12 protein-coding genes are annotated in these 19,492 nt (G+C 68.2%); 4 read left to right on the plus strand and 8 right to left on the minus strand.

Annotation, left to right across the window (positions count from 1 at the left end; translation table 11 throughout):
- Positions 1-103: 103 nt before the first annotated feature.
- On the minus strand, positions 104-1,828 hold the full coding sequence (locus tag B4920_RS01790) for a glutamine--tRNA ligase/YqeY domain fusion protein (protein WP_079432882.1): 1,725 nt from the start codon (positions 1,826-1,828) through the stop codon (positions 104-106).
- 257 nt (positions 1,829-2,085) lie between these two features.
- Between B4920_RS01790 and B4920_RS01795 the strand changes: the two genes are divergently transcribed.
- Positions 2,086-2,568 carry an Hpt domain-containing protein gene (locus B4920_RS01795; protein WP_139379402.1) on the plus strand — a complete coding sequence of 161 codons (483 nt, stop codon included), beginning with the start codon at positions 2,086-2,088 and terminating at the stop codon, positions 2,566-2,568.
- Between the two features lie 31 nt (positions 2,569-2,599).
- The gene (locus B4920_RS01800; protein WP_161493220.1) at positions 2,600-4,765 is read left to right on the plus strand and encodes a bifunctional diguanylate cyclase/phosphodiesterase; all 2,166 of its coding nucleotides are present in this window, start codon (positions 2,600-2,602) and stop codon (positions 4,763-4,765) included.
- A gap of 11 nt (positions 4,766-4,776) precedes the next feature.
- On the opposite strand, the gene B4920_RS01805 is transcribed toward B4920_RS01800, so the two are convergent.
- Genes B4920_RS01805 through B4920_RS29410 form a run of 5 tightly spaced genes read right to left on the minus strand, consistent with a single transcriptional unit; the run spans position 4,777 to position 10,606 of the window.
- A complete protein-coding gene (locus tag B4920_RS01805) occupies positions 4,777-6,072 on the minus strand; it encodes an HD domain-containing phosphohydrolase (protein WP_079432885.1) in 1,296 nt (431 codons plus the stop codon).
- Entirely contained in the window at positions 6,069-7,880 is a 1,812-nt protein-coding gene (locus B4920_RS01810) for an ATP-binding protein (protein ID WP_079432886.1), read from the minus strand. Before B4920_RS01810 ends, B4920_RS01805 begins: the two co-directional genes overlap by 4 nt.
- Before the next feature lie 4 nt (positions 7,881-7,884).
- Complete coding sequence (locus B4920_RS01815; protein WP_079432887.1) at positions 7,885-8,736, minus strand: HDOD domain-containing protein; 852 nt, start codon at positions 8,734-8,736, stop codon at positions 7,885-7,887.
- A complete protein-coding gene (locus B4920_RS01820) occupies positions 8,733-9,056 on the minus strand; it encodes a hypothetical protein (RefSeq protein WP_079432888.1) in 324 nt (107 codons plus the stop codon). The genes B4920_RS01815 and B4920_RS01820 overlap by 4 nt, the downstream gene beginning before the upstream one ends.
- Before the next feature lie 2 nt (positions 9,057-9,058).
- Positions 9,059-10,606 (minus strand): EAL domain-containing protein, encoded by a 1,548-nt coding sequence (locus B4920_RS29410; RefSeq protein WP_161493221.1) that lies wholly within the window; start codon positions 10,604-10,606, stop codon positions 9,059-9,061.
- A gap of 237 nt (positions 10,607-10,843) precedes the next feature.
- Here B4920_RS29410 and crcB point away from each other — a divergent pair, with 237 nt between their 5' ends.
- The gene (gene crcB, locus B4920_RS01830) at positions 10,844-11,248 is read left to right on the plus strand and encodes a fluoride efflux transporter CrcB (RefSeq protein ID WP_079432889.1); all 405 of its coding nucleotides are present in this window, start codon (positions 10,844-10,846) and stop codon (positions 11,246-11,248) included.
- Between the two features lie 79 nt (positions 11,249-11,327).
- Positions 11,328-15,434: an ATP-dependent RNA helicase HrpA gene (hrpA, locus tag B4920_RS01835; protein WP_254050810.1), complete on the plus strand. Its 4,107-nt coding sequence runs from the start codon at positions 11,328-11,330 to the stop codon at positions 15,432-15,434.
- 114 nt (positions 15,435-15,548) lie between these two features.
- Here the strand turns inward: hrpA and fusA are convergent, their stop codons facing one another.
- Both fusA and B4920_RS01845 read right to left on the minus strand, forming a co-directional pair.
- Entirely contained in the window at positions 15,549-17,600 is a 2,052-nt protein-coding gene (gene fusA, locus B4920_RS01840; protein WP_079432891.1) for an elongation factor G, read from the minus strand.
- A gap of 108 nt (positions 17,601-17,708) precedes the next feature.
- Positions 17,709-19,433 (minus strand): SulP family inorganic anion transporter, encoded by a 1,725-nt coding sequence (locus B4920_RS01845; protein WP_079432892.1) that lies wholly within the window; start codon positions 19,431-19,433, stop codon positions 17,709-17,711.
- Between the last annotated feature and the right edge of the window lie 59 nt (positions 19,434-19,492).

A 19,492-nucleotide genomic window follows, 5' to 3' on the forward strand; every position in this document is an offset into this window, starting at 1 on the left:
GATCGGGTTCGGCGGTGTTGGGTCGGGAGGCATGCCCCCGTGGCCGGCCATTGCCGTGCCACGGGGAGAGGTCGCCCGGATGGCGTCCGGGCCTGGGGCGTATTTACTTCTTCCAGGTATCCCGGAGGGTGACGGTGCGGTTGAAGATCGGCGCCCCGTCGCGGGAGGCAACGCGATCGGCCACAAAATAGCCGTGGCGCTCGAACTGGAAGCGGGCTTCCGGCTTGGCTGCGCGCAGGGCGGGTTCGAGCTGGGCGGTGATGACTTTCAGGCTGTTCGGGTTGATGTCGTCGAGGAAGTCGCGCTCCAGCTCCTCCGGGTCGCCCTCGCGCCGGTTGCCCGGGTAGGCGTGGCCGAACAGGCGGTCGTACAGGCGCACTTCGGCGGTATAGGCGTGGGCCACCGACACCCAGTGCAGGTTGCCCTTCACTTTGTAGTTGTCGGCGCCCGGCGTGCCGGACTTGGAGTCGGGCATGTATTCGCACAGCACGGCGGTGATGTTGCCGTCGGCATCCTTCTCGCAGCCGGTGCACTTCACCACGTAGCCGTAGCGCAGACGCGCCATGTTGCCCGGATAGAGGCGGTGGTAGCCCTTCACCGGGGTTTCCATGAAGTCCTCGCGCTCGATCCACAACTCGCGGCCGAAGGGCATTTCACGCTTGCCGAGCTCCGGGTGCAGCGGATGGTTGGGGGCGTGGCAGCGTTCGGTATGGCCTTCCGGATAGTTGGTGATGACCAGCTTGAGCGGGTCGAGCACCGCGACGCGGCGTTCGGCAGCCTCGTTGAGGTGCTCGCGCATGCAGTCTTCGAGCACGCTCATGTCGATCCACGAGTCGGACTTGGAGACGCCGATGCGCTCGGCGAACATGCGGAAGCCTTCCGGCGTGAAGCCGCGGCGGCGTGCGCCGACCAGGGTCGGCAGGCGCGGGTCGTCCCAGCCGGCCACGTGTTTTTCGTCCACCAGCTGGATCAGCTTTCGCTTGGACAGCACCACATAGGTGAGGTTGAGGCGCGCGAACTCGATCTGGCGCGGCACCGGGCGCGGGAAGAAGCCGCCGTCGGCGAGGCTGTCCAGCAGCCAGTCGTAGAACGGGCGCTGGTCCTCGAATTCGAGGGTGCAGATGGAGTGGGTCACGTCCTCCAGCGCATCCTCGATCGGATGGGCGAAGGTGTACATCGGATACACGCACCAGCGGTCGCCGGTGCGGTGATGGGTGGCGTGGCGGATGCGGTAGATGGCCGGGTCGCGCAGGTTGATGTTGGGCGAGGCCATGTCGATCCTGGCGCGCAGGATGTGCGTGCCGTCGGGGAACTCGCCGGCCTTCATGCGCTGGAACAGCTCCAGGTTCTCGGTGACGCTGCGGTTGCGGTAGGGGCTGTCCTTGCCGGGCGCCGACAGGGTGCCGCGATAGGCGCGCATTTCCTCGGCGGACAGGGAGTCCACATAGGCCTTGCCGACGGTGATCAGGTGCTCGGCCATCGCGTACATCTTGTCGAAGTAGTCCGACGCGAAATACAGGTGCTCGCCCCAGCTGAAGCCCAGCCACTGCACGGCTTCGATGATCGCGTCGACGTATTCCTGTTCTTCCTTGGTCGGATTGGTATCGTCGAAGCGCATGTGACAGGCGCCGCCGTAGGTCTCGGCCAGGCCGAAATTCAGACAGATGCTCTTGGCGTGGCCGTAGTGCAGGTAGCCGTTGGGCTCCGGCGGGAAGCGGGTTTCGACCCGTCCGCCCCATTTGCCGAGGCGGCGGTCCTCGTCGATGAGGCTGCGGATGAAGTTGCTGGGCGTTGTGGCTTCGTCGGCCGGAGAAGTGGGTGCGGTCATCTGGTCTTACCTTGACGGGCGGGCTGTGTGCCGCCGGAATGCCGGGAGAAAAATGTTGCAATTGTAGCCGATGGGCGCCGGGCGGCGGACAGCGTGGCCGTTTGTGAATTTTGGCACAGGCGGCTGCCGACTCGCCTCGAGTTGGCGCAGGATGCGCATTGTTAGGCATCTGGCGGGACGATGTTTGGGTAAAACGGTGGCCGTTGGCGGGGCACTGGGCCCTGCGGCCATTGCAGACTTCGTTTCCGGTGAGTCCATTGAAACCTCGAATTTCCGCCAAGTCCGTCTTCCGGCCCGTTGCCAGCGGCAGCGGCCTGTGGCGGCGCCCGGTGGCCGGCCACAGGCCGCCGTCACAGACGACTGAGGTGTTTGAAGAGCCGGCGCTGGACCTGGATACGCTGATGGCCCTGCCTGGGGTGAACGGCAATCGCGCGGCACCCATGTTGAAGCGTCTGCTGCCGTTGTTCGTCGGCGAAACCGAGCGCCATGTGCTGGGGCTGAGGGCGGGCCTGGCGGCGGGAGACGCGGAGGCGGTGCGTGCGCTGGCCCACAAGATGAAATCCGGCTGCCATGCCATGGGGGCACTGCGCCTGGCGGCCCGCGCCCGGCGTCTCGACGAGCGCATCAAGGCTGGGGGCGCGCCGCGGCCGGAGGACGTGGAGGGTATTGCCGAGGCCTGGGAGGCCTGTCGGCAGGCCCTGCACCGGGAAGGCCTGATCGAAGACGATGCAGCACGATGAAGGTGATCCGGAGGAAAGGCCGGCAGGAACGATGACTGACTGCGAACGCGCGCACATCCTGGTGGTGGATGACGATCCACTGACCCGCATGATGGCAACCGAGGCCCTGCGGGAAGGGGGATTCGCGGTTTCGGAGGCGGAGGACGGGGTGCAGGCGCTGGCGTTGTTCGACGCCGCCCTGCCTGATCTGGTGCTGCTCGACGTGATGATGCCGGGCCTGAGTGGCTTCGATGTGTGCCGGCGCCTGCGCTGCTTGCCGGCCGGCCGCCTGGTGCCGGTGATCATGTTGACCGGCCTCGACGATGGCGAGTCCGTCGAACGGGCCTTCGATGCCGGCGCGACCGATTTCATTTCCAAACCGATCAACTGGACCTTGCTGCGCTTCCGCATCCGCTACGTGCTGCGCTCGGCCGAGGCGATGCAGGAGCTGAGCCGCAGCCAGGAAAGCCTGTCCAACGCCCAGCGCATCGCTCGCCTAGGTAGCTGGGAATGGGGCGTCAAGACCGGGCGGGTACGCCGCTCGGCCCAGTTCTACCGGCTGTTCGGCTGCGATCGGGAAGATTTCGGCGAGGACATGGACGCTGTTGTCGAACACGTCTATGGCCCCGACCGCAGCGCCGTGCAGGCGGCCCTGGCAAGTGCCCGCGAGGGCGTCGGCTTCCAGCTCACCTATCGGGTCGTGTGGCCCGATGGCAGCGTGCGTACGGTGCAGGAAACCGTCGAACCGGCCCGTCGGGACGACGGACGCGGCGCCGGCGGGCTGGTCATGGAGGGCAGCGTGCAGGACATCACCGAGCAGGTCGATGCCCAGCGGCGCATCCGCCAGCTGGCCTACTTCGATCACCTGACCGGACTGCCCAACCGGGAGTACTTCCGCGAGAACCTGCTCGGTGCCACCGCCCGCGGCCTGCGCTACGACAGCCGCTGTGCGGTGATGGTGGTGGACATCGACCGTTTTGCGCGCATCAACGACAGTCTTGGCCCCGAGCGGGGCGACCAGGTGCTGCAGCTGATCGCCCATCGCCTGCGGGAAAACATGGGGGACCGCCTGCCGGCGGAGGCCGCGGGCGGGAGCTATGCCACCCGCTTCCGGGTGGCCCGCCTGGCCGCCGACGAATTCGGCGTGCTGGTGAACGACGTGAACTCGGTGGCCGACCTGCTCGACACGGCCGAGCGCCTGCTGCAGGTCGTGCGGGCCCCGATCCGCGTGCCGGGGCAGGAGATCACCCTGTCGGCACGCATCGGCGTGGCGGTGATGCCGGATCATGCGACCGATGCCGATGCCTTGCTGAAGGCGGCCGAAACCGCCCTCAACCACGCCAAACGCGGCCGCGGCGACCCGCTGGCCCTGTTCTCCGAGGACATGAAAGTGGCGGCCTTCCTGCGTTTCACGCTGGAAGGCGACCTGCGCCGCGCCATCGGCGAAGACGAGATGCGGATGTGTTATCAGCCGATCGTCGATATCAGGCTGCGTGCGGTGGTCAAGGCCGAGGCCTTGCTGCGCTGGCCCCACGCCAGTCGCGGAGCGGTGCCGCCACCGGAGTTCATCTCCCTCGCCGAGGAGACCGGGTTGATCGTGCCGTTGACCCGCTGTGTGCTCGAGAAGGTGTGTGCCGACCTGATCCGCCTGGAGCACCGGCTGGCGCCCGATTTCCGCATCAGCATCAACCTGTCCGGCGTGAATTTCATGGACGCCCAGCTGATTCCCACCGTCCGCGAGGTGCTGGCGCTCACCGGTGTGGCGGCATCGCGGCTGGAATTCGAGCTGACCGAGACCGTGCTGATGCGCGACCTCGACCACGCCACCGCCATCCTTGCCCAGTTGCGCGACATGGGGGTGCGCGTCGCGGTGGACGATTTCGGCACCGGCTATTCGTCGCTCGCTTATCTGCGCCGGCTGGCGGTGGACGCGCTGAAGATCGACCGCTCCTTCGTCAATGAACTGGACGACGGGCAGGGGGTGGCGATCGTCGAAGCGGTGATCGGCCTGGCCCACAGCCTGGGGCTGGAGGTAGTGGCCGAGGGCGTGGAGACGGTCGCCCAGCTGGAGGCCCTGTGCCGGCGGGGCTGCCACCTGATCCAGGGTTATCTGTTTGCGATGCCGATGAGTTGCGAGGCGCTGGCCGACATGCTCGGCAGCGCCTTCTTCATTCCCGAGGAAGTGCTGCCGCTCCTGCCTCCTGCCGGGGCGGACTGAAAGGCGGCCGCCTACTTGCGCTCCGGGCGGATGGCGATCGCCAGCCGGATGCCCTCTGACGCCTCCAGCTCGCGCAGTTGGCGGATCAGGTTGTCGTCGAGCACGAAATCCGCCGCCAGCAGCATCACCCCGTCGCGGGTCACCAGATCGCGGGCCAGCACCATGCCGGGCTTGAGGGACGAAGGCGAGTGTTCGTTGCCGATGGCGGCCGCAGTGTCGGCCGCGCCCAGCTCGGCGATCAGCGCGTCCACCACCTGCGGGCAATAGCGCTTGCCGCGGTTCTGCTGGATGAAGGTGACGGCTTCTTCGGCCTTCAGCTTGCGCGGCGACAGGGTACCGATTTGCAGGCCGTCGAAATCGTTGGCCACCGCCAGCACCCGCGCCCCGTACGGGATTGCCAGGCCCGACAGGCGGTCGGGATAGCCCTGGCCGTCCCAGCGCTCGTGGTGGCCGCGGATGAAGGTGCCGGCGCGGCGCAGGTTTTCCAGGCCCATCAGGGCCGCCTGGCCGGTCACCGGATGCTTGCGCAGCACGCCCAGCTCGTCGCCGCTCATGTGGGATACCGGCTTGGCGAGCAGTTCGTCGGGCAGCCCGATCTTGCCGATGTCGTGGAGCAGGCCGGCAACCATCACGTCCTGGGCTTCGGCCGGGGCGAAGCCGAGCCGGTTGGCGAGCTTGCGACCGAGATCGGCGACCCGGCGGGAATGGCCCGAGATGAGGCCTTCGCGCAGTTCGATGAGATTGGAGAACACCCGGATCGAGGTCAGGAAGTTCTGCTTGAGCTTCTCGTGGGCGGTTTTCAGCTCGGCGGTACGGGCTTCGACCTTCTGTTCGAGGCTGCTGTTGAGGCTCTTCAACTCTTCGTTCTGGGCCTGGGTCAGGGCTTCGAGGCGGACCTTTTCCCGCTCCAGTGCCTTGCGCTCGAGGGCCTCCCGCACGGTCAGGACCACGTCCTGGTCGTTCCATGGCTTGGCGATGTAGCGGGCGATCTGGCCGGCGTTGATGGCGGCGATCGTCGAATCCATGTCGGCGTAGCCGGTGAGGAGCAGGCGGACCGTATCGGGGTAGAGCCGGCGGGCCTCGGCGAGGAAGGTGGCGCCGTCCATGCCCGGCATGCGCATGTCGGAGATGATCAGGTCCACATGTTCCTTGGCCAGCATTTCCAGGCCTTCGGCGCCGCCGCCGGCTACCAGCACGGTGTAGCCGTGGGGGCGGAACAGGCGGCGCAGGGCGGACAGGATGTTGGCTTCGTCGTCTACGCAGAGGATCGTGAAGCTGGCGTTGTCGGTCGTCGGGGCGAGGGTCATTGGGGGGCTCCGGCCGGGGCCTGGCGATGGATGGGCAGGGTGATGCGGAAGGTGGTGCCGATACCGGGCGTGCTGCTGACGGTGATCTGGCCCTGGTGTTTCTGGATGATGCCGTAGGACAGGGACAGGCCGAGCCCGGTGCCCTTGCCGACCGGCTTGGTGGTGAAGAAGGGGTCGAAGATCCGGTCGCGCACGTTGGGCGGCATGCCGCTGCCGTTGTCGGCCACCTCGATCCACACCTCCTCACCCGCCGTGCCGGTGCGCACGGTGATGGTGCCGCGGCGGCCGTCGGGCATGGCCTGGGCGGCATTCACGAAGAGGTTCATGAAGACTTGGTTGAGCTGTGGTAGCAGGCATTCGACCAGCGGCAGATTGCCGTATTCGCGTACCACGTCGGCCTTGTATTTGATTTCGTTGCTGGCGATGTTGAGGGTGCTGTCGAGGCCGTGGTGCAGGTCGGCCGCCTGCCACTCCTGGCTGGAGTCGGCGCGGGAGAAGTCGCGCAGGTCCTGGACGATCTTGCTGACCCGCTCGGTACCTTCCTGGGATTCGCCGATCAGCTGGCTGATGTCCTCGCGCAGGAAGTCGAAGTCCGCCGCCTGCTTGGCGGTCCGGATGCGCTGGCGCTCGTCGTCCGGCAGCGCCGCCTCGCAGGATTCGTAGACGTCGAGCACCTCCAGCATCTGCGTCACGTAGCCCTTGAGGCTGCGGATGTTGGAATTGACGTAGCCGATCGGGTTGTTGATCTCGTGGGCGACGCCGGCAGCGAGCTGGCCGATGGACGCCAGTTTTTCGGACTGGACCAGTTGCTGCTGGGTCTCCTGCAGGCGGCAGTTGAGTTCGGTGAGTTCGGCGTAGCGTTTCAGGAGTTCCGTTTCGGCGGTCTCCCGCCGTGCGATGTCCTGCTCCAGGCTGGCCTTGGCCTGCTGGAGCTGGGCGGTGCGCTCGGTGACCTTGGCTTCCAGGTCGGCCTGCATGGCGCGCAGTTCCATCTCGGCGTTCTTGCGCTCGGTTATGTCCTGCAAGGTTTCGATGGCACCGATGATCTCGCCGAGGGCATTGCGCAGCGGCGCGGCGGTGAAGTACAGCCAGCGTCCGTGTTCGCCCATGCGCGGAAAGAAATCCTCCGCCTCGTAGGCGCCGTCGATCACCGGCGAGCGGCGCAATTTCTTGCTGCCATAGAGGTGCAGCAGGTCGTCGATTTCGCCCGAGACGATCAGGTCGGCCATGATCGGCCGCTCGCTCGGGTAGAAGGCGGCCCACTGGCGGGTGGTGCCCACCATGTCGCTGGCCGCGATGCCGCCGACCTGTTCGCAGGCGTGGTTCCAGTGGGTGACCGTATGACGGGCATCGATGACCAGCGTCGGCACCGGATCGCCGTCGATGATCTGGGTGAGCAGCTGCTGGGCTTGGCGCTGGGCCGCTTCGGCCTGCTTGCGCACGGTGACGTCGATGAAGCAGCCGATGACCGTGCGTGCGCCGAGGATTTCCTGGTGGGAAATCGACAGCTCGATCCAGCGCAGCTCGCCGGCCTGCGTGACGATGGCGGTTTCGCAGCGGGAGGTCGGTGCGTCGTCCTGCAGGAGATGCGCCTCGGCCCGCTCGCGGATGCGCTGCTGCACGCTGGGCTGGAAGAAGGTCCAGTAATCGAGGGCCATCAGTTCGGCCGGCGCATAACCGGTGAGCCGCGACATCGTCCGATTGGCGAACAGGATCTTGCCGCCCCGGTGCAGCGCGATGCCCGCGCTGACGGACTCGGCGAGGGGGAACAGGCTGGCGGGCAGCGGATAGGTGTCGTGCTCCGGCATGGCCCTAACCCAGCATCAGCCGGTAGCTGTCGAAGCGGGTCTGCGTGTCGGCGAGGACGGCCAGCAGTGCATCCCAGTCCAGGCCGAGGCTGGCGACGGCGTCTTCCTGCAGGCGGGCAACCTGGCTGTCTTCCGATTCGTCCAGGTCGAGGGCCTGGGCGATGGCGTCAGCGTAATGCACGATGGCGGCCAGTCCCCCCGCCTTGCCCCGGTCCGGCTGATGGTGCCAGGCGAGGGCGTCTGCGATCTCGGCCGGGAAATGCCAGTGCTCGGCAAGACTGGCGCCGACGGCGGCGTGATCGAAGCCGAAGAACGCCAGCTCCGTCTCCTGCAGTCCGCGGTCCTGCTCACGGGCGGCGGCCAGCGTGGCCGCGTAGCGGGCGGGGTAGAGAACGACCAGCGCCAGCCGCCCGATGTCGTGCAGCAGGCCGGCGATGAAGAGGGCTTCCGACGGCCGGCCGAGGCGTTTGCCGATGGCCTGGGCTGCTGCTGCGGTGCCCAGTACGTGGCGCCAGAAGCGTTCCTGGCTGAAGCCTGTGCACGGGCCGCCAGGCAGGCTGGCCATCACGGCGGCGGCGAGGACCAGCGAGCGTACTGCCGAGAAGCCGAGCACGACGATGGCGTCGTTGATGGAGGCGACCCGTGACTGCAGGCCGTAGAACGGCGAGTTGGCGACCCGCAGCACGCGGGCGGTGATGGCCTGATCCTGGGCGATGCGGCGAGCCAGGTCGACCAGATCGGCCGACGAGGCGTCGGTTTCGGTCAGCGTGTGCAGCAGCTCGAGCGCGACCGTCGGCATTGCCGGCAGGCTGCGGATACGCCCGGCCACGTCGGCGAGAGTCGGTGCTTCGTTCATTGTGCCTGCTCCTGGCGGAAGGCCAGCACGGCCTGCAGCAGGGCCTGTGCGGCCGGGTCGTCGGCACTGTGGCGGAACAGGTGCAGGACCCGTTCGCGGATCTCCTCACGGCGGCGGGCCAGTTCCGCCGGGTCGGGAGGGACGACGACCGTCAGCATGGCGATGTCGCGGCGGCGCAGGCTGGCCAGGTGTATCTCGGTCAGTGCCAGTCCGGCCGGCAGCAGTACCGTGCCGCGGGCATCGGCAACGGCCTCGGCCAGCACGGCACCGGGCTGGACTTCGTCGAGGGGCAGGCGGAGGGTGTCGGGGGTGTCGCTCATGGTCAGGCCGGGGGCCGGCAGGTGAAGCTCAGCAGGGTGCCGCGAGGGTGGCCGTTGCTGCCAAGGGCGCGGGCTTCGACGTGGAAGTGTGCGCTGCCGCACCGGGTGTCGCAGTGCCCCTGGCCCGCGCCGACGAGGGCGGCGAGCGGTGGCGGCAGGACTTCGTCGGCGTTCAGGCCCATCAGCGGCGTATGGTTGGCGAACAGGTTTTCGGCGGCCCGGTTGGCAAAGGCGATCATGCCGTCCGGATCGATGCCCAGCAGCGGCAGCGGCATCGCTGCCAGGGCTTCCTGGGCCAGGGTCAGGGCCGCCTCGTCCACGCCGAGGCGGTGCTGCTGGTCGGCCAGCAGGCCTTCGAGGCGGGCATTGATGCGGGCCAGCTCCTGGTTGGCGTGCTGCAGTTGGCTGGCGAGGCGCTGGTTCTCGTCGGACAGGGCCTTGCGCCGGAAGGCTTCCTCGATGTTGGCGCGCAGCATCGCATCGTCCCACGGCTTGGTGAGGAACTTGTAGATCGCCCCTTCATTGATCGCGTCGGTCACGGATTGGAGGTCGGTGTAGCCGGACAGCACCAGGCGTACGCTGTCCGGGCACATGTCTTTGGCCTTGCGCAGGAATTCCACGCCGGTCATGCCGGGCATGCGCTGGTCGGAGACGATCACGTCCACCTGGTTGGCGGCCAGCACCTCCAGGCCTTGCTTGCCGTCGCTGGCGGTCAGGATCGTGTAGCCGTCCCGGCGCAGCAGGCGGCGCAGTGCGGACAGGATGTTGTCCTCGTCGTCCACCAGCAGCAGCGTGCGTTCGGTGGCCGGCCCCCGCAGCAGCGCTGCATCGAGCCGGGGCTTGCCGGCCAGGAGCGTGGTGAAGCCTGCGGCCGGCAGCGGGGCGGCCGTCAGGGGACCCTGCAGCATGTCGGCGCCGGCCGCTGCCATCACCGCCGCCGCCTGCGTTGTGGCGATGTCCGTCGCGCACACCTGGCGTCCCATGCGGTGGGCGCGGGTGAGCAGGGCCCGCACGATGGCGACGCCCTCCGGGGCCGCCGCCACGTTTTCGACGAGTCGGGCCGGCACCTCGATGCCGTCTACCGGCAATTGGGCCGTCCATGCCACCCGCGTACTGGCTGGGCTGGTCGCGCAGATCGCGAAGCGGATGCCGAGCCGGTGCAGCTGCAGCAGGGCGGCCAGCATGTCGTCCGGCACTTCGTCGCGGGATGTGACGATGCTGATCTCCAGGCTATGGGGCTCCAGCCGTGTTTCGAGCAACAGGGTGCCGAGCGCCTGGGCGAAGCCCGGCTCGCAGAGGGGGTCGAGGCGGGCGGCGACGGTCAGGCCCAGGGGCCGTCCGGCGCTGCCCTGCCAGGCTGCAACCTGCTGGCAGGCTGCGCGCAGTGCGTCGAGTTCGGCCGCACTGCCGGAGACCAGAAGCTGGGCGTCGGGACGGTGCGGGCCTTCCACCAAGGCCTGCACCCCTGCCAGTTCGCCGCCATGGCAATCGAAGCGTGCCTGGTAGAGGAGAAGGGGGGCCGTTGCGGGCCGATTGTCGGGGGTATTCATCGTGTCTCCATGCGAACGGCCTTCCGGATGCGTCGAACAGACCGCCTGCTTCGCGTTACCGGGACCGCCGGCGCCTCCGGTCGGGAGGCATTTTTCTAGCCAACATGACAGCTATCGGCGGCAGGGCGCCGGTTCTTGAGGTTTTTGCCGGCCGTGCGGGCTGCTGGTTTGCCCGGATTGGGGCAATCTGCAGCATGGACGGCCGGTGGTCGCGTCGCCGGAGTAAAATCCGCAGCCATGTCCGATCATGCCCAACATTTCCCGACGCTGGCCCTCGTCGCCATCGGTATCGGCGCAGCCCTCGGTGCCTGGCTGCGCTGGTGGCTTGGCCTGCGCCTCAATCCCATGCTGGTCCACATGCCCCTCGGCACGCTGGCGGCCAACCTGCTCGGCGGCTACCTGATCGGCGTGGCGGTGGCCTTTTTCACTTCCCGGCCGGAGATCCCGCCGGAAGCGCGACTGTTCGTCGTCACGGGCTTCCTTGGCGGGCTGACCACCTTTTCGTCCTTCTCGGCCGAAGTCGTGCATCTGATTGGCAGCGCCCGCTATGGCTGGGCTCTCGGCGCCGCAGTATTGCATCTGGGCGGCTCCCTGAGCATGACCGCGCTGGGCATGTGGACCGTGCACAGCCTGCGTAGCTGACGGCCCACACCTGTCGCCTGCGATCCGTTGCCTGTTTGGCACACGGGCCTTCATCAATCGTCTTTCGCTGTATTCCCACATGGCATCACCGCAACACCGGCCCGACCGTAACGATCCCCGCATGGATCCGTACTCCCTGCTCGAAGAATGCCTGTCGGCCGACCGGCCCGGCCTGCGCCGCGATCTACGCCGCCTGCCCAAGCGCCCGCGCAGCCTCGACGAACTGCCGGAGGCGCTGCGCCTGCGCATCGCCGATTCGGCGGCCAAGCGCATCGCCCGCGCCAACGCGCTTCCAAAGCCGGACTTTCCGCCCGATCTGCCGGTCAATCAGCGCAAGGACGAGATCGCCGCGGCGATCCGCGAGCACCAGGTGGTCATCGTGTGCGGCGAAACCGGCTCCGGCAAGACGACCCAGCTGCCCAAGATCTGCCTGGAACTCGGCCGTGGCGTGTCGGGCCTGATCGGCCATACCCAGCCGCGGCGGATCGCCGCCCGCGCCACCGCCAGCCGCATCGCGCAGGAGCTGAAGAGCGAGCTGGGCAGCACCGTCGGCTACAAGATCCGCTTCACCGACCGCATCGGCCCGCAGAGCTACATCAAGCTGATGACGGACGGCATCCTGCTCGCCGAGACCCAGGGCGATCCGCTGCTCTCGGCCTATGACACCTTGATCATAGACGAGGCCCACGAGCGCAGCCTGAATATCGACTTCCTGCTCGGCTACCTGCGCCAGCTGCTGGCCAAGCGGCCGGACCTGAAGCTGATCGTCACCTCGGCGACGCTGGACGCGGAGCGCTTTGCCCGCCATTTCGGCACTGAGGACAAGCCGGCGCCGGTGATCGAGGTGTCCGGCCGCCTGTTCCCCATCGAGATGCGCTACCGGCCGGTGGAGCGCGACGAGCCCAAGCCGGCCCGGCCCGGCGAGGTAGCACCGCGCCAGGACAGCCGCGGTCCGGACCGCGATCTCTACGACGCGCTGGTGGATGCCGTCGACGAAGCCCACCGCAGCGGCCCCGGCGACGTGCTGGTTTTCCTGCCCGGCGAGCGGGAGATCCGCGAAGCGGCCGAAGCGCTGCGCAAGGCCCATCACGCCGCCGGCACCGAGATCCTGCCCTTGTTCGCGCGCCAGTCGGCGCAGGAGCAGGCGCGGGTCTTCGCGCCGTCGAAGGGGCGTCGCGTCGTACTGGCCACCAACGTGGCGGAAACTTCGCTGACCGTGCCGGGCATCCGCTACGTGGTGGATACCGGCCTGGCGCGGCTCAAGCGCTACAGCCACCGCAACAAGGTCGAGCAGCTGCAGATCGAGAAGGTCGCCCAGTCCGCCGCCCGCCAGCGGGCCGGCCGCTGCGGCCGGGTCAGCGACGGCGTGTGCTTCCGCCTCTACGACGAGGACGATTTCAACAAGCGTCCGGAGCATACCGATCCGGAAATCCTGCGTTCGTCCCTGGCCGGGGTGATCCTGCGCATGAAGTCCCTCAAGCTCGGCGAAGTGGCCGAGTTCCCCTTCATCGACGCGCCGCTGCCGCGCATGGTGGCCGACGGCTACCAGCTGCTGGCCGAGCTGGGCGCGGTGGAGGAGGTCGACGGCGCGGCGACGATGAACCTCACGCCGATCGGGCGCGAGCTGGCCAAGCTGCCCCTCGACCCGAAGATCGGCCGCATGATCCTGGCCGCCCGCGACCGGGCCAGCCTTTCGGAAGTGCTGGTGATCGCCGCCGCGCTGTCCACGCAGGACGTGCGCGAGCGTCCGCCCGAGCGGCAGGCTGCCGCCGACCAGGCCCACGCGCGCTTCCGTGGCCCTGAGGAGAGCCAGAAGTCCGAGTTCCTGTGGTACTGGAACCTGTGGAAGGCCTGGGACGAAGTCCAGCGCCACGAAAGCTCCAGCAAGCAGAAGGCCTGGTGCAAGCAGCACTTCCTGTCCTGGCTGCGCCTGCGCGAATGGCGTGACGTGTTCACCCAGCTGCATACCCTGTGCACCGAGCACGGCTGGAAGGAGAACAAGGAGCCGGCCAGCTACGAGGCGATCCACAAGGCGCTGTTGACCGGCCTGATGGGCCACGTGGGCTGCAAGATCGAGGACGCCTCCGGTCCGGCTGCCGGCAGCTACCTGGGCGCCCGCGGCATCAAGTTCTGGCCCCATCCGGGCTCCGCCATCGCCAAGAAGGCCGGCAAGTGGATCATGTGCGCCGAGCTGGTGGATACCTCCCGCCTGTTTGGTCGCTGCCTGGCGCGCATCGAGCCGGAATGGCTGGAGGAAGTCGGTGGACACCTGCTCAAGCGCAATATTTCCGAACCCCACTGGTCGAAGGCCAGCGGCGCAGTGCGCGCCTGGGAGCGCGGCACGCTGTACGGGCTGACCGTCTATCCGCGCCGCGGCGTGAGTTACCGGGAGATCGACCCGGCCCTGTGTCGCGAGCTGTTCATCCGAGAAGGACTGGTGCAGGGCGAAATCGCGGAAGGCCCGGCCCGTGGCATGGCCTTCCTGGCCCACAACCGGCGCCTGGTGGCGGAGATCGAACGCCTGGAGCACAAGTCCCGCCGCCCCGACGTGCTGGTGGACGAGGAGCTGATCTACGCCTTCTACGACGCCAAGCTGCCGCCCGAAGTGCTCGACATGGCCAGCTTCGAGGCCTGGCGCAAGGCCGCCGAGAAGAAGGCGCCCAAGCTGCTGCAGCTGTCCCGCGACCAGCTGATGCGCCACGACGCCGAGGGCATCACCACCGACCGCTTCCCGTCGAGCCTGGAAGTGCTCGGCCAGAAGCTCAAGCTCGCCTACCTGCACGAGCCGGGCGAGGCCGACGACGGGGTGACGCTGACGGTGCCACTGGCGATGCTCAACCAGATCCCCGCCAATCGCTGCGAATGGCTGGTGCCGGGCCTGCTGGAGGAGAAGGTGCATGCGCTGCTGCGCACCGTGCCGCAGAAGCACCGCCACCGCCTGCAGCCGATGGCCGAGAGCGCAGCGGCCTTCATGGAGCGCTACGACGCCGGCGAGTTCGACACCGACGAACCGCTGATCAAGATGCTGCAGCGCTTCGTCGAGGAACGGGTGTCCCTCAAGCTGCCGATGGAGAGCTTCCGCCCGGAGAACCTCAACCCCCACTGCTTCATGAACTTCCGCGTGCAGGACGAGCACGGCCGTATCCTCGGCCAGTCCCGCAACCTGGCCGAGCTGCGCGCCAAGTTCCGCGACCAGGTGGCGGCGCGCTTCCAGAGCGCGCGCATCGTGCCGGCGGCGCCAGAAGCGCCACAGCAGAAGAAGGCAGCTCCACCCGCTGGCGGCAAGGCCGCGGCGGCACCTGCCGCGGCGCCGGCCACCGTTGCCGAAAAGACCTTGTCCGGCTTCACCGGCTGGACCTTCGGCGCGCTGCCGGAACTCCTCGAAGTGAAGGTCGCCGGCCGTGAGATCGTCGGTTTCCCGGCGCTGCACGACGACGGCAACAGCGTGTCCCTGCGCCCCTACGACACCCCGGAGGAGGCCGCCAAGGTCCACCGCGGCGGCCTCGCGCGGCTGTTCGCACTGGAGCTGTCGGCCCAGGTGAAGGCCATCGAGAAGCTGCCCGGCATTCGCGAGCTGGCCCTGCAGTTCATCAACTACGGCACCGAGGCCGAGCTGAAGGTGCAGCTGGTGACGGCGACGCTGGAACGCTGCTGCCTGCTCGAACCCCTGCCGGCGGACGCGGACAGCTTTGCCAAGCGCTGCCAGGAAGCCAAGCCGCGCATCACCCTGGTGGCCCAGGAGCTGATGCGCCTGACTGGCCAGCTGATCGCCGAACACGCCACGCTGACCAAGCGCCTCGCCGGCCTGAAGACCTTCCCGGACGTGGTCGCCGACATCAATGCCCAGGTGGCCAAGCTGATGCCGAAGAACTTCCTGGTCGCCTTGCCCTACGAGCGCATCGCGCAGATCCCGCGCTACCTGAAGGGCGCCACCGTGCGCATCGACAAGCTGCGCACCAATCCCGCCCGCGACGGCCAGTTGATGGCCGACTGGAAGAGCCTGGCCCAGCCCTTCGAGCGGGAGTGGCTGGCCAAGGCCAAGGCGGGCGTCACGGACCCGCAGCTGGAGGAATTCCGCTGGCTGCTGGAGGAGTTGCGCGTCGGTTTGTTCGCGCAGGAGCTGAAGACGCCCATGCCGGTGTCGGTGAAGCGTCTGCAGAAGATCTGGGACAGTCGGCCGCGCTGAACGGCATCCCGGCCTGTGCCCGAGACCGGGCCTGCCGGCGGAGCGCTTGCGGGGAAGGAGACCTGCTTATCTCCCGTGGGGGCGAATGAATTCGCCCCCACGGGGTGATGTGGCTTATTGCTCGCCGCTGCGCTTGCCGGCGTGTTCGCGGGCGAGGCGTTGCTGCACCTCGGCCGGGGCCGGCTCGTAGTGGCTGAAGGCCACGCTGCAGCTGCCGTCGCCACCGCTGATCGACTTGAGGCGGGATTCGAAGCCTTCCATCTCGGCCATCGGCACCAGGCTGGTGATCTCGGTCCAGCCGGGCTGCGGGCTGTCGGTGCCGGTGACGCGGCCGCGGCGGCCGGACAGCTCGGCGCTGATGCCGCCGAAGTGCTCGTCGGCAACCCGCACGGTGAGCGTCACCAGCGGTTCCAGCACCACCGGGCGGGCGCCCTGCACGGCTTCCTGCACCGCGTGGCGGGCGGCTGTGACGAAGGAGACTTCGTTGGAGTCCACCGTGTGGTGCTTGCCGTCGAAGACCACTACGCGGATGTCCTGCAGCGGGAAGCCGCTCAGCACGCCTTCGGTGATGGCCTGGCGGACGCCTTTCTCCACTGCCGGCATGAAGTTGCCGGGAATGGTGCCGCCCTTCACCTCGTCGGCGAAGTGCACGCCGGCGCCGCGTTCCAGTGCCTCGACCCGCAAGGCCACCTCGCCGAACTGGCCGGCGCCGCCGCTCTGCTTCTTGTGGCGGTAGCGGGCTTCCGCCGTGCCGGCGACGGTTTCCCGGTAGGGAATGGCCGGTGGCTTGGTGGTCAGGTTGAGGTTCCAGCGTGCCTTGAGGGTTTCCAGCACCGACTTGAGGTGCACGTCGCCGAGGCTGCGGATCACCGTTTCCTTGGCCTGCAGGTCATGTTCGACGGTCAGGCAGGGGTCTTCGTCGAGGAGGCGGTGCAGGGCTTCGGACAGCTTCTGCTCGTCGCCGTGCTTCTCGGCGGCCAGGGCCAGGCCGAAGACCGGCTGAGGGTAGGCCGGCGGCGTCAGGTGGTAGTGGTCCTCGTCGTGAGCGTCGTGCAGCACTGCGTCCCGGTAGATCTCGTCGATGCGCGCCACCGCGCAGATGTCGCCGGGGATGCCGGCCTCGATCTCGACCTGGTTCTTGCCCTGCACGCGCAGCAGATGGCCGACCTTGAAGGGTTTGCGGGCGTCGCCGATGAAGAGCTGGGTGTTCGGCGTGACGGTGCCCTGGTGGATGCGGAACAGGCCGAGTTTGCCGCGGAAGGGGTCGTTGCTGACCTGGAAGACATGAGCGATGACGTGCTTGCCAGCGTCGGTGGTGGCGGATACCGGCTCGGCAGCGGGCCCTTCGCCCTTGAGGAAATGTGGCGGATTGCCTTCGGTCGGATCGGGCAGCAGGCGGCCCATCACGTCGAGCAGTTCCTTGACGCCGGCGCCGCTGCGTGCCGACGTGAAGCACACCGGAATCAGGTGGCCTTCGCGCAAGGCCTGCTCGAACGGGTCGTGGAGCTGTTCGGGCTGCAGGGACTCGCCCTGTTCCAGGTACAGGGCCATCAGTTCCTCATCCACCTCGACGACCTGGTCCACGATGCGGTCGTGGGCGTCGCGGACGCTGGAGAACGCCGTGGCGGCGTCGTAGTCAGGCGCGAAGAAGCAGTCGATGACGGCCTCGCCGCCTGGTGCCGGCAGGTTGATCGGCAGGCATTCCTTGCCGAAGCTGGCGCCGATGCGCTCCAGCAACGCGCCGAAATCGACGCCCGGCGCGTCGATGCGATTGACGACGATCATCCGGCACTGGCCGGCGGCGGCTTCCATCACCTTGCGGGTCACGGTCTCCACGCCGGCAGCGGCGTTGATGACGACGACGGCGGTTTCCACTGCCGGCAGCGTGGCCAGTGCCCGGCCGAGGAAGTCCGGCAGGCCCGGCGTGTCGATGGCGTTGATCCAGTGCTCGGCCCATTCCAGGTGGGCAATGGTGCTGTTGAGGGAATGGCCGAGGGCCTTTTCCTGGGGATCGTAGTCGCTGACGGTGTCGCCGCGCTCGACCGATCCGGGGCTGCCGATGGCGCCGGCGGTGGCCAGCAGCTTTTCGAGCAGGGTGGTTTTTCCGCTCCCGGACTGGCCGAGCAGGCTTAGGTTACGGATATCGCGTACCGAGGTCGGTGTCATGAGGCGCTCCCTTGTTGTTCGTGTCGAAAGCTTGAATGCCTGGTTGGATGCCAGTATCTGCTTCTGCAAGGGGCATAACAACGACTCAGGTCAACAAAGCGCGCCCACTCACCACTCGAATCCGCGGCGCAGGCTGGCCGGCTGGATGCCGTCGAGGCCCGGCAGCAGATGCTGCAGTGCGTGCTCCTCGGTGCGGTAGGCCGCATGGCCGCCGAGCAGGGGGCGCAGCCCGGTGCGCTCCATCACGTCCAGAACCTGCTTCTTCAGGCCACAGCAGGCCAGTGTGCGGCCGCTTTCGGCCAACTGGCGGTGGACCCGGCGCAGGGCCTCGACGCCGCTGGCGTCCATGTCGTTGATGCCGCCGCAGGACAGCAGCAGCACCTTGAGGCCGGGATGGTCCCGCTCGACGGCCAGCACGGCATCCTCGAAGGTGGCGGCATTGACGAAGTGCAGTGGGCCGTCGAAGCGCAGAATGCTCAGCTGCGGATGCGCCGGCGGCAGGCCGAAGCGCGCGGCGTCGCGCCAGGTGCCGTCCGGATGGCGGCCGAGCACCGCGACGCGGGGCTTCATGCTGCGGTAGATGAGCAGCGCGAGGGACAGGATCAGTCCGGACAGGATGCCGATCTCGATGTGCGGCGCGAAGGCCAGCGTGGCGACGAAGCTCACCGTGCCGGCCAGGCCGTCGTCCCGGTTGGCGCGCCAGGCTTCCTTCAATTGGGCCGGCGACAGCAGCGCGGCGAGGGTCACGAGAATGACCGCCGCCAGCACCGGCAGCGGGATATGGGCGATCAGGCCGGGCATGCTGAACAGTGCCGCCAGCACCATCAGTGCGCCGACCACCGAGGCCAGCCCGGTGCGTGCGCCGTGGGCGAGCAGGAAGGCCGAGCGGCCGAAGGAGCCGCTGACCGGATAAGCCTGGCAGAACGACGCGGTGATCTTGGCGAGGCCCTGGCCGATCAGTTCCTGGTTGCCGTCCCAGCGCCGCCCTGTGCGCGCCGAGGCCACCTTGCAGCTCGACATGGCCTCCAGGAAACTCACCAGCGCCAGCACGAAGGCCGACGGCAGCAGGTCGGTGATCTGCCCCCAGTCCGCGCGCGGCAGCGCGAAGGCCAGGGTTTCGTCCGGCAGCAGGCCGACCGCGTGGCCGCCGTTGTCCTCGAAACCGGTCAGCCAGGCCACCCCGCTGAGACCGGCGACCACGATCAGGACCCCCGGCCAGCGCGGTAGCAGGCGTTTCAGGGCGATCAGCAGCACGACGGCAGCGAGGCCGAGGGCGGCTGAATGCGGATGGACGTCGGGCAGTGCGGTGGCCAGGTCCACCACCGCTTCGAAGAACGGGCGCTGGCCGGCGCTGCGCAGGCCGAGCAGGGTCGGCAGCTGGGCCACGCAGATCAGCAGTGAGCAGGCGTTGATGAAACCGTGAAGCACCGGGTGGGACAGCAGGTCGGCAAAGTGGGCCAGGCGCAGGGCGCCGAAAGCCAGCTGCAGCAGTCCGGCCAGTAGCGCCAGCTGCACTGCCAGCACCAGGTAGGTTTCCGAGCCGGGCAGGGCCAGCGGCGCCAGCGAGGTGGCGGTGAGCAGGCTGGTCAGGGCCACCGGGCCGGTACTCAGCTGGCCGGATGAGCCGAACAGCGCGCCGACGATGCTCGGCAACAGCGAGGCGTACAGCCCCACGTAAGGCGGCAGGCCGGCCAGCTGGGCGTAGGCGAGGGCCTGGGGGATGGCCACCAGGGCTACCGTGAAGCCGGCCTGCAGGTCGGCCCGCAGGCCGGCGGCGTCCAGTTGGCGGGGCCAGTCGAGAAAAGGCAGCAGGCGGGCGAGCATCGAGGACATGGGGCCGGGTGCTTGGGGCGGGGCAGAAAGTTTAGCCTGTGGCCCCGGCCGCGGCACAT

Source organism: Zoogloea sp. LCSB751, assembly GCF_002028455.1.
GTDB lineage: Bacteria > Pseudomonadota > Gammaproteobacteria > Burkholderiales > Rhodocyclaceae > Zoogloea.

Coding starts and splice junctions, on each gene's coding strand:
- B4920_RS01790 (WP_079432882.1), bottom strand. CDS start 1,828: ATGACCGCACCCACTTCTCCGGCCGACGAAGCCACAACGCCCAGCAAC.
- B4920_RS01800 (WP_161493220.1), top strand. CDS start 2,600: ATGACTGACTGCGAACGCGCGCACATCCTGGTGGTGGATGACGATCCA.
- B4920_RS01805 (WP_079432885.1), bottom strand. CDS start 6,072: ATGACCCTCGCCCCGACGACCGACAACGCCAGCTTCACGATCCTCTGC.
- B4920_RS01810 (WP_079432886.1), bottom strand. CDS start 7,880: ATGCCGGAGCACGACACCTATCCGCTGCCCGCCAGCCTGTTCCCCCTC.
- B4920_RS01815 (WP_079432887.1), bottom strand. CDS start 8,736: ATGAACGAAGCACCGACTCTCGCCGACGTGGCCGGGCGTATCCGCAGC.
- B4920_RS01820 (WP_079432888.1), bottom strand. CDS start 9,056: ATGAGCGACACCCCCGACACCCTCCGCCTGCCCCTCGACGAAGTCCAG.
- B4920_RS29410 (WP_161493221.1), bottom strand. CDS start 10,606: ATGAATACCCCCGACAATCGGCCCGCAACGGCCCCCCTTCTCCTCTAC.
- crcB (WP_079432889.1), top strand. CDS start 10,844: ATGTCCGATCATGCCCAACATTTCCCGACGCTGGCCCTCGTCGCCATC.
- hrpA (WP_254050810.1), top strand. CDS start 11,328: ATGGCATCACCGCAACACCGGCCCGACCGTAACGATCCCCGCATGGAT.
- fusA (WP_079432891.1), bottom strand. CDS start 17,600: ATGACACCGACCTCGGTACGCGATATCCGTAACCTAAGCCTGCTCGGC.
- B4920_RS01845 (WP_079432892.1), bottom strand. CDS start 19,433: ATGTCCTCGATGCTCGCCCGCCTGCTGCCTTTTCTCGACTGGCCCCGC.